Annotated in this window: 9 protein-coding genes; 2 read left to right on the plus strand and 7 right to left on the minus strand. The window is 69.1% G+C overall.

Annotated features, from left to right (window positions below; translation table 11 throughout):
• Window positions 1-749 (plus strand): HAD-IIB family hydrolase (locus RWP81_RS10010; protein ID WP_314455621.1); only part of this gene is annotated, 749 nt, incomplete at its 5' end.
• A gap of 171 nt (window positions 750-920) precedes the next feature.
• On the opposite strand, the gene RWP81_RS10015 is transcribed toward RWP81_RS10010, so the two are convergent.
• The 7 genes from RWP81_RS10015 to RWP81_RS10045 all read right to left on the minus strand — a co-directional run bounded on the left by RWP81_RS10015 (window position 921) and on the right by RWP81_RS10045 (window position 8,464).
• Window positions 921-1,742, minus strand: coding sequence for a siderophore-interacting protein (locus RWP81_RS10015; protein ID WP_314455624.1), 822 nt, complete (start codon window positions 1,740-1,742; stop codon window positions 921-923).
• A 10-nt stretch (window positions 1,743-1,752) separates the two neighbouring features.
• The gene (locus RWP81_RS10020; RefSeq protein WP_314455628.1) at window positions 1,753-2,493 is read right to left on the minus strand and encodes an FCD domain-containing protein; all 741 of its coding nucleotides are present in this window, start codon (window positions 2,491-2,493) and stop codon (window positions 1,753-1,755) included.
• A gap of 62 nt (window positions 2,494-2,555) precedes the next feature.
• Window positions 2,556-3,584 (minus strand): UDP-glucose 4-epimerase GalE, encoded by a 1,029-nt coding sequence (galE, locus tag RWP81_RS10025; RefSeq protein ID WP_314455631.1) that lies wholly within the window; start codon window positions 3,582-3,584, stop codon window positions 2,556-2,558.
• A gap of 67 nt (window positions 3,585-3,651) precedes the next feature.
• Window positions 3,652-4,257: a thymidine kinase gene (locus RWP81_RS10030; protein ID WP_314455634.1), complete on the minus strand. Its 606-nt coding sequence runs from the start codon at window positions 4,255-4,257 to the stop codon at window positions 3,652-3,654.
• A gap of 7 nt (window positions 4,258-4,264) precedes the next feature.
• The gene (locus RWP81_RS10035; RefSeq protein WP_314455636.1) at window positions 4,265-5,737 is read right to left on the minus strand and encodes a malate:quinone oxidoreductase; all 1,473 of its coding nucleotides are present in this window, start codon (window positions 5,735-5,737) and stop codon (window positions 4,265-4,267) included.
• Between the two features lie 101 nt (window positions 5,738-5,838).
• On the minus strand, window positions 5,839-6,909 hold the full coding sequence (locus RWP81_RS10040; RefSeq protein WP_314455639.1) for an aspartate-semialdehyde dehydrogenase: 1,071 nt from the start codon (window positions 6,907-6,909) through the stop codon (window positions 5,839-5,841).
• A gap of 268 nt (window positions 6,910-7,177) precedes the next feature.
• Window positions 7,178-8,464, minus strand: coding sequence for an aspartate kinase (locus RWP81_RS10045; RefSeq protein ID WP_055956374.1), 1,287 nt, complete (start codon window positions 8,462-8,464; stop codon window positions 7,178-7,180).
• A gap of 209 nt (window positions 8,465-8,673) precedes the next feature.
• Here RWP81_RS10045 and RWP81_RS10050 point away from each other — a divergent pair, with 209 nt between their 5' ends.
• On the plus strand, window positions 8,674-10,071 hold the full coding sequence (locus tag RWP81_RS10050; RefSeq protein ID WP_314455642.1) for a threonine/serine exporter family protein: 1,398 nt from the start codon (window positions 8,674-8,676) through the stop codon (window positions 10,069-10,071).
• Window positions 10,072-10,137: the final 66 nt, after the last annotated feature.

Below are 10,137 nucleotides of genomic sequence, written 5' to 3' on the forward strand. Positions count from 1 at the left end.
TCGACCTCGACGACACCCTCGCCCCGTCGAAGTCGGCCATCGACCCCCGCATCGGCGATCTGCTGCTCGCCCTGGCGGAGCGCGTCGAGGTCGCGATCATCTCGGGAGGACAGCTGCAGCAGTTCCGCACGCAGGTCGTCGAGCGTCTGCCGCAGGCCTCGCCCGCACTGCTGGCGCACTTCCACCTCATGCCCACCTGCGGCACGCAGTACTACCGCCTGACCGCCGAGGGCGTCGAGACGGTCTACGCCCATTCCCTCACCGACGACGAGAAGCAGCGCGCACTGTCGGCCGTCCGCGAAGAAGCCGAGCGACTGGGCCTCTGGGAGGCCGAGCCCTGGGGCGACATCCTCGAGGACCGCGGCTCGCAGATCACCTTCTCGGCCCTCGGGCAGTCCGCTCCCCTCGAGGCGAAGATGGCATGGGACCCCACCGGCGAGAAGAAGAACAGTCTGCGTGAGGCGGTGGCCGCCCGTATCCCCGACCTCGAGGTGCGATCGGGCGGGTCCACGTCGGTCGACATCACCCACCGTGGCATCGACAAGGCCTACGGCATGAACAAGCTCGTCGACGCCACGGGGATCCCGCTCGACGACATGCTCTTCGTGGGCGACCGCCTCGACCCCGACGGCAACGACTACCCGGTGCTCGCCATGGGCGTCGAGTGCCAGGCCGTGCACGGATGGGAAGACACCGCCGCGTTCCTCGAGAAGCTCCTGCCCACGCTTGCGGAGCGCTCCCAGGTCTGAGCGGCTGACGCCGCGCCCGGGGTCGCCGCTGCACGGGTCCCCGTCGCTTCGACAAGCTCAGCGACCTCGCCATCGAGATACGGGGAACAGCACGTCGTCCGACCGCCCGACAACTTCGCCGTCCGGCCGGCCCTCGAGTTGCTCTGCGCATCCGAGGTGGACACGGCGACCTCAGAGGATCTGACCGATCGGCTCGCGCTTCTCGGCCTGGAAGCGGTCTTCCGTGCGGCCGTAGGCCCAGTACCCCGACAGCGACACCTGGTCGCGCGCGAGCCCCCACCGGCCGAAGACGATGTCGCGCAGCGCCTTCGTGCTCTCGCGCTCCCCGTGTGCGAACACCTGACCACGCCCGTCGGACGGATGCCACTCGCCCACCGCGTCGGCCAGGACGGGGGTCGCACCGGCCTCCGCTCGGCCGCGGTGCACCCACACGATGCGCACCCCGGCCGGGGCGACGAGATCGAGCTGCTCGTCAGCGGTCTGCACTTCGAGGAACGCCACCCCGGTGGCATCCGGTGCCAGGGCTTCGAGAGCCGCCGCGATGGCCGGGATCGCCGATTCGTCACCGGCGAACAAGTGCCAAGCGGCGGCGGGCTCGGGTGCGTATCCGCCGCCGGGCGACGACACCACCAGGCGGTCGCCGGGTTGTGCGCGCGCAGCCCAGGGGCCGGCCAGGCCCTCGTCTCCGTGCACGACGAAGTCGATGGTGAGCTGATCGCCGTCCACCGCGCGGACCGTGTACGTGCGCGTCACGGGGAGGTCTTCCGGAGCGAGAGTCTCGCGGAGCGCGGCGAGATCGTACGGCGGTTCGAGACCGAGCTCCGGCTTGGCGAAGGTGATCTTCACGTAGCGGTCGGTGTGCGGGCTCTCGCGGAACGCGGCGAGGTCATCGCCGCGGGCGTGGATGCGCACGAGGTGCGGACTCAGTCGCTCGGTCGAGACGACGTGCAGGATGTGCTGGGGACGCGGCGGACGCGCGGGTCGATCTGTCACGGGGCCCTCCTCAGGCGGTGGTCACGATGGCGGAATCGGCGGCGTCGGCACGCTGAGCCTGCGCCACCTCGGTGTAGTAGCGGGTGATGTGGGCGCGAACGGCGTCACGTGCCTCGTCGGCCTCGCCGCGCGACACCGCGTCGACGATGTGCCGGTGCTCGCGCCGCAGCCGGTCCACCACCGTAGGCCACGCGTCCAGGCGGGAGGCGCCCGCCCCCGTGTACGCCTCGATGGAGCTGCGGAGTCCGGCCATCATGGCCGAGATCACGGCGTTTCCCGACACTTCGGCGAGGGTCTGGTGGAAGCGCGCGTCGAGAGCGAGGAAGTCCTCGGCTGTGAGGCCGTCGGCATCCATCGCCCCCAGCACGTCGTGAACGCCGGAAAGGTCGACGTCCGCCTGCGCGAGGCGCTCAGCGACGTCGCATTCGAGCACGATGCGCGTGCGCACGACGTCGGCCAGGGGGAAGCCGTTGGCCGCCACTTGCAGCCGCAGGAAGGCCGCGAGACCTCCGCGGGGGGTGGTGACGATCATGGCCCCCGCCGTGGGCCCCGAGCCGGTCGCGGTGCGAACGACGCCGAGCACCTCGAGCACGCGCACCGCTTCGCGCACGCTCGATCGGCCGACGCCGAGCTGTGTCGCGAGTTCTCGTTCCGGTACCAGCCGGTCGCCGGCCGTCAGACGCCCGTCGCGGAGATCGCTCTCGATCCGCTCGAGGACGATCTGCCACGCGCGCGGTGCGGTGCTGGCCATGGCATCCCCTGTTCGACCGGTCGTGAGATGTGGCCGGACCACACCACCCTACGCGCGGCTGATCAGGCGTCGGCCGCCGTGACGTACCCGGCGGGGTTGGTGGTCTGCCAGTTCCAGTAATCGCGGCACGCGTCGTCGATCGACAGGCGCGTACGCCACCCCAGCAGCTCGCCGGCCTTCGTCGGGTCGCAGTACGTGGCGGCGACGTCACCGGGGCGGCGGTCGAGGATCTTCTTCGGCAGGTCGTGGCCCACCGCCTTCTCGAAGGATGCGACGAGCTCGAGCACGCTCACCGGGCGGCCCGTGCCGAGGTTGAACACCTGGTGTCCGGGCTGCGCGCGCTCGAGGGCGGCGACGTGCCCCTCGGCGAGGTCGACGACGTGGATGTAGTCGCGCAGGCCCGTGCCATCGGGGGTGTCGTAGTCGTCACCGAAGACGCCGATCTCATCGAGCGTGCCGATCGCGACGCGCGAGACGTAGGGCATCAGGTTGTTCGGGATGCCGGCGGGATCTTCGCCGATGAGACCCGACGGGTGTGCACCCACGGGGTTGAAATAGCGCAGGACCGTGACGTTGAGCTCGGGGTTCACCCGCGCCACGTCGGCGAGCACGACCTCGTTCATGCGCTTGGACTTGCTGTACGCGTTCGAGAGGTCGACGCTCGTGCTCGACTCCTCGGTGAACGGCAGGTCGGCCGGATCGGAGTAGACGGTTCCCGTACTGGAGAACACGAACGAGCGGATGCCGTGGGCGAGACCCACCCGCAGCAGGGCGAACGTGGTGTCGAGGTTGTTGGAGTAATACGCCAGCGGCTTCTGCGTCGACTCGCCCACGGCCTTGAACGCGGCGAGGTGGATGATCGCGTCGATCGGGCCGTGCTCGTCGAACGCGGCGGCGACGATGTCGTCATCGGCGGCGTCTCCGACGACCAGCGGCGCGGGCTTTCCGGTGATCTGCTCCACCCGTTCGGCGGCGACGGCGTGCGTCCCCGACAGGTCGTCGAGCAGGACGACGTCGTGGCCGGCCTCGAGCAGAGCCACGGCCGTGTGAGTTCCGATGTAACCGGCACCGCCGGCCAGGAGTACGCGCATGCACCCAGGCTATCGGTCAGCGGCGACACCGCCCGCGAGCATCGGCCCCGCGAGACCGATGACGAGATCAGCGCCCGTCGAGCCGCCCGCCGGATTCGCGCAGGTAGCAGACGGCGCACATGGACTCGTACGTGACCTCGCCCTGGATCTGCCCCTGGTCGATGGCGACCTGATCGCCGTCGAAGACGAAGCGACCGCCGACCAGGCGGGCGTTGAAGATCGCCTTGCGACCGCACCGGCAGATGGTCTTGAGTTCCTCGAGGCTGTGAGCGATCTCGAGCAGTCGTGCCGAACCGGGGAAGGCCTCGGTGCGGAAGTCGGTGCGAATGCCGTAGGCGAGCACCGGGATGCCGTCGAGCACGGCGACGCGCAGAAGGTCGTCGACCTGCGCGGGGGTGAAGAACTGCGCCTCGTCGACGAGCAAGCAGGCTACGGGCGCGTGTCCGGCGGCCGCCTGGAAGACCTCGCGGAGGTCTTCCTCGGGGCCGACGAGGAAGTCGACCGCACGCGTCACCCCGAGACGGCTCTCGATCTGGCCTGCACTCTTGGTGTCGATCGCGGGCTTGGCCAGCAGCACGCGCTGACCGCGCTCCTCGTAGTTGTACGCCGCCTGCAGCAGGGCCGTGGACTTGCCCGAATTCATCGCCCCGTAGCGGAAGTACAGCTTCGCCACGTTCGCCTCAGGGGTTGATCGCGAGCGCGCGAGCGGTGGCATCCAACTCTCTACGAGCCACCTCGGGGCGCGTGTTGAGCGTCTCGCCGTAGCTGGGGATGAGGTCGCGCAAGCGCGGCTCCCACGCGGGCATGCGCTCGGGGAAACAGGTCTTGATCAGACCGAGCATGATCGAGACTGCGGTGGAGGCGCCCGGGGAGGCACCGAGGAGCCCTGCGATCGAACGGTCTTCCGAGGTGATGACCTCCGTGCCGAACTGCAGCACGCCGCCCTTGGCCTTGTCGCGCTTCATTACCTGGGCGCGCTGACCGGCGTCGAGCAGCTCCCAGTCCTCGTCTTTGGCGGTGGGCATGAAGTCGCGGAGGCTGTCGACCTTCTTCGCGTGCGTCTTGAGCAGCTCACCGACGAGGTACTTGATGAGGCTGGGGTTGTCAATCGCCACCTTCAGCATGGGCCCGATGTTGTGCGGGCGAACCTGCGTGACGATGTCGAGCATCGAGCCGTTCTTCAAGAACTTGGGACTGAAGGTGGCGAACGGGCCGAAGAGCAGGGCGGACTCGCCGTCGACGACGCGCGTGTCGAGGTGAGGCACCGACATGGGCGGGGCTCCGACCGAGGCCTGCGAGTAGACCTTCGCCTGATGCTTCGACACGATGTCGGGGTTCGAGGTCTTCAACCACTGCCCGCCGATCGGGAAGACGCCGTACCCCTTGATCTCGGGGATGCCGGATCGCTGCAGGAGCTTCAGCGCCCAGCCGCCCGCGCCGACGAAGACGAACTTGGCGTTGATCGAGCCCGGAGTGCCGCCGATCACGTGGCGATACGAGACCTCCCAGGTGCCGTCCTTCTGCTTCTTCAGCTTCTTGACGTCGTGATTGGTGACGACCTCGACGCCCTTCTCCCGGAGGTTGGCGAAGAGCTGCCGCGTGAGCGAGCCGAAGTCGACGTCGGTGCCGGCGGGCACACGCGTTGCAGCGAACGGCTCTCCCTTGCGACGCTTCTGCATCAACAGTGGCGCCCACTGGTTGATCACGCGGGAGTCTTCGCTGTACTCGATGCCCGCGAACAGAGGCTGCTGCTTGAGCACCTCGTAACGCTTGCGGAGGAACGCGACGTCTTTCTCACCCCGCACGAACGTCATGTGCGGGGTCGCGTTGATGAACGTCGACGGCTCGTCGAGAACCCCCTCGGCCACGAGGGACGCCCACAGCTGACGGCTCTGCTGGAACTGCTCGTTGATCGTGACCGCCTTGGCGGGGTCGATCACGCCGTCTTTGCTCTCGGGCGTGTAGTTGAGCTCGCACAGCGCGGCGTGGCCGGTGCCGGCGTTGTTCCAGGCGTTCGAACTCTCCTGCGCGACGTCGCTCAAGCGCTCCAGCACCGCGATCTTCAGATCGGGCTGAAGGTCTTTCAGCAGCGTGCCGAGAGTGGCGGACATGATGCCGCCACCGATGAGGAGAACATCGACGTTTTCAGTCACTCGACGATTCTAGGTGCGAGCCGTGAGGTGTCTCGACATCGAGAGATCGGTCGCTTCGATGTCGAGACAACCCCGGTTCACGGCATCCGGATGCCGTCTGCTCAGACGCGCGCGGAGAGCTTCTGCGCGACGATCTCGGCGATCTGCACCGCGTTCAGCGCCGCACCCTTGCGCAGGTTGTCGTTGCTGATGAACAGGACGAGACCCTTGCCCTCGGGCGCAGACTGGTCGGCGCGGATGCGGCCGACGTAGCTGGGGTCGGTGCCGGCGGCCTGCAGCGGCGTCGGCACCTCTTCGAGCTGCACGCCAGGAGCGTCGGCAAGGAGCTCGCGGGCGCGCTCGGGCGTGAGGTCGCGGGCGAACTCCGCATTGATGCTGAGCGAGTGGCCCGTGAAGACGGGGACGCGGACGCACGTGCCCGCGACGCGGAGGTCGGGCAACTCGAGGATCTTGCGGCTCTCGTTGCGCAGCTTCTTCTCTTCGTCGGTCTCGTTGAGGCCGTCGTCGACGAGGTTGCCCGCGAAGGGGATGACGTCGAAGGCGATAGGTGCGACGTACTTCTCGGGCGCGGGGAAGTCGAGCGCCGAACCGTCGCGGACGAGGCGTTCCACGTCGCCCTGCGCGTGCACTCCCTCGACCTGCCCGAGCAGTTCCCGTGCCCCGGCGAGGCCGGAGACTGTTACTGCCTGGTAGGTGCTGACGATGAGGCGTTCGAGACCCGCCTCGGCGTCGAGCACCTTGAGGACGGGCATAGCGGCCATGGTGGTGCAGTTGGGGTTGGCGACGATGCCCTTCACGGCCTGGTCGATCGCGTGCGGGTTGACCTCGCTCACGACGAGGGGCACCTCGGCATCCATGCGCCAGGCGCTGGAGTTGTCGATGACGAGCGCGCCCGCCTCGGCGAAGCGCGGGGCGTGCGCGCGGCTGCCGGTGGCGCCAGCCGAGAAGAGCGCGACTTCGACACCCGCGGGGTCGGCCGTGGCGACGTCTTCGACGATCACCGAGTGGCCCCCGAAGTCAATCGCGGTGCCGGCCGAACGGGCCGTAGCGAACAAGCGCAGCTCGCGGATCGGGAACGACCGCTCGCTCAGGATCTCGAGCATGACGGTGCCGACCTGGCCGGTGGCGCCGACGACGGCGAGAGAGATTCCGGAATCAGAGATGCGGGTCATGCGAAGTACCTCGGGTGTTCGGGGGCGGATGCCGCGACGACGGCGTTCGGGTCAGGGTAGCGCGGTCAGCGGTGGGGCGTGGAGCAGAGCGGCAGAACGCAGGAGAACTGTCGCTCCGCTGCCCCAGATCGGCGGGAATCCACCGTCGTGCGAGGTAGCGGAGAGGGGAAGTCCTGTGTTGTGTCCGCGCGATGCGGGACCCGGGCGCCCGGCGCTACTGCGGTCGAGCCCGGGCGGCGGTGGGTGGGGCTGCGGATGAGGCGCCGCGTCAGCGACCGGTACCGGCGTGGACGGTCACTTCGTCGTCGCCGTCGAGACCGTACGCGGTGTGCACGAGGCGAGCGGCCTCGGCGAGGTCGACGCCGCGCACGACGACCGAGATGCGGATCTCGGAGGTCGAGATCATCTCGATGTTGACACCCGCCATGCTCAGCGCCTCGAACAGCGTGGCCGAAACACCGGAGTGCGTGCGCATGCCGGCGCCCACCACCGACAGCTTGCCGATCTGGTCGTCGTGCACGAGGCTCTCGAACCCGACCTCGGACTGCTCGGCGGCGAGCGCGCGGAGGGCGGTCGCCGCATCTGTCTTGGGCAGCGTGAACGAGATGTCGGTCCGGCTCGTCGCGGCGGCGGAGACGTTCTGCACAATCATGTCGACGTTGGCGCCCGACTTGGCGACGATCTTGAAGATGTCGGCGGCCTTGCCGGGGACGTCGGGAACGCCGATGACGGTGATCTTCGCCTGGCTGAGATCGGTGGCGACGCCGGCGACGATGGGCTCTTCCATGGTGTCTCCCTCGGGGACGAGCGGTGAGGTCTTCGAGGCGTCGAGCACCCAGGTGCCCTCGCCCGAGCTGAAGGTGGAACGCGCGTGGATGAGCACGCCGTGGCGACGCGCGTACTCGACCGCACGGATGTAGAGGACCTTCGCGCCGTTGGCGGCGAGCTCGAGCATCTCTTCGCTACCGACGCGGGCGAGCTTGCGGGCGAGGGGGACGACGCGCGGGTCGGCGGTGAAGATGCCGTCGACGTCGCTGTAGATCTCGCACACGTCGGCCTTGAGAGCCGCGGCGAGCGCGACGGCCGTCGTGTCGGAACCGCCACGGCCGAGCGTCGTGATGTCGCGGGTATCGCGGTTGAAGCCCTGGAAGCCGGCGACGATGACGATCGCGCCCTCATCCAGCGCCTCGCGCAGACGTACGGGGGTGACGTCGACGATGCGGGCCGCGCCGTGCGTGGCGTCGGTGATCATGCCGGCCTGGCTGCCGGTGAACGAGCGGGCTTCGAACCCCATCGAGTGGATGGCCATGGCCAGCAGAGCCATCGAGATGCGCTCACCGCTGGACAGCAGCATGTCGAGTTCGCGGGGCGCGGGGATCGGCGCCACTTGCGCTGCGAGATCGAGCAATTCGTCGGTGGTGTCGCCCATGGCGCTGACCGCGACGACGACCTCGTGACCGGCGCGACGCGTGTCGACGATGCGCTTGGCGACCCGCTTGATGCTCTCGGCGTCGGCGACGGACGAGCCGCCGTACTTCTGGACGATCAGAGCCATGAGGAGAACTCCCGGGAGGGGCGTGCGTCGGAATACCACGACGGGGCGCCCGGATGCCGCGCCCGAGGGTTCATCTTACGGAACGCCGTATACGCGCCCGTACATGATCCACGATCCCGCCCTGCGACCGCTCGTGCGCTCTCGGGCCGGCTCCCGAGCGGTCACGACTAGGATCGACGGGTTCCACCCCCTCCCCCTGGAGCGATCACATGCCGCTCACCCCCGGCCACTGGCTGTCCTCGCTGCGTCGCCTCACCCACACGGCCGACGCGGCATCCCTCGACACGACCCTCCTCCCGGTCATCGACGAGGCGCTGGCCACCCGCATCCTCGACCTCGCCATCCGCATCGGCGAGACGATGCTCGTCGTCGGAGCGCCCGCGAACGAGGTGACCCTGACGATCGTGCGCGTGTGTGGGGCGTACGGGCTCGACCCCGTGCACGTCGACGTGACGTACAACTCGATCACCATCGCGCACAGCCGCCCGGGGGCGAACCACCCGACCACCCTGCTGAGGGTGGTTCGCGGGTCGGTGCCCGATCACGCGAAGCTCCAGCGCCTGCAGGCACTGGTGACCGAGGTCACCGGCGGACTCGCCCTCGACGACGCGATCGCCCGCTGCCGCGCGATCAGGCGGCTGCCGTTCCGCTACCGCCCGGCCATCGTGATCGTCTCGCAGGCCTCGCTCGCCGCCGGCGTCGCGATCATGTTCGGCGCCAACTGGCTCGCGCTGGTGCTGTCGTTCATCGCGGCAGCCCTGGCCGCCACGACCCAGCACGTGATGGCCCGTGCGCGGGTGCCGTACTTCTTCGCTCAGATCGCGGGCGGCTTCGTGCTGACCGTCGTCGCCGCCCTTTCTCCCCTGCTGCGCTACACCGGTCTGGATGCCGCCGCAGACGTCCGCCCGTCGGTGATCGTGGCATCCGGGATCGTGCTCATGCTCGCGGGACTGACCGTGGTGGGAGCGGCACAGGATGCCATCGACGGGTTCGCGCTGACCGCGACCGGGCGCATCCTCGAACTCACGACGCAGACCCTCGGTGTAGTGCTGGGCATCCTGGCCGGACTCGAGACCGTGCGCGTCATCGGGCTCGGCATGTCGCCGCCGTCCAGCGCCCTGCCGCTGGGACCCCTCACCGTGCAATTCGTCGGCGCCGCCGTGATCGCCGTCGCCGTCGCCGTCTACAACGGTGCCGGCACCCGGATAATCGTCGTCTCCGCAGCCCTCAGCCTCGTCGCGTGGGCCGGGTACGTGGGCGCGACGGCATTGGGCTTCGAGGTGGCCGCCGCCAGCGGTGTGGGCGCATTCATCGGGAGCTTCGCGGGCATCGTGGTCGCCTACCGTCTGCACGTGCCGTCGGTGGCCATCACGACCGCCGCCATCCTTCCGCTCGTGCCCGGTGCCGCGGTGTTCCGCGGACTGCTCGGCATCGTGGAGTCGGGCGACGACGCAGCCGTGCTCATGACCGGTGTCACGACCCTCGCGGGGGCTGCGACCATCGGCATCGCCCTCGCCGTGGGGGCGTCGCTCGGCATCTACCTCGGCCAGCCCGTGCGTGCGACACTCTCGAGCGTCACCCGTGCCAGAGCGCGGGCGCGCGGGTAAGGCTCACCGCTCAGCATCAGGCCGGGCGATGTGGCCGGCGGTGCGTGCCGGCACGATGCGGCGGGC

The organism is uncultured Microbacterium sp. (genome assembly GCF_963521695.1).
Classification (GTDB): Bacteria; Actinomycetota; Actinomycetes; order Actinomycetales; family Microbacteriaceae; genus Microbacterium.

Coding starts and splice junctions, on each gene's coding strand:
- RWP81_RS10020 (WP_314455628.1), bottom strand. CDS start 2,493: ATGGCCAGCACCGCACCGCGCGCGTGGCAGATCGTCCTCGAGCGGATC.
- galE (WP_314455631.1), bottom strand. CDS start 3,584: ATGCGCGTACTCCTGGCCGGCGGTGCCGGTTACATCGGAACTCACACG.
- RWP81_RS10040 (WP_314455639.1), bottom strand. CDS start 6,909: ATGACCCGCATCTCTGATTCCGGAATCTCTCTCGCCGTCGTCGGCGCC.
- RWP81_RS10045 (WP_055956374.1), bottom strand. CDS start 8,464: ATGGCTCTGATCGTCCAGAAGTACGGCGGCTCGTCCGTCGCCGACGCC.
- RWP81_RS10050 (WP_314455642.1), top strand. CDS start 8,674: ATGCCGCTCACCCCCGGCCACTGGCTGTCCTCGCTGCGTCGCCTCACC.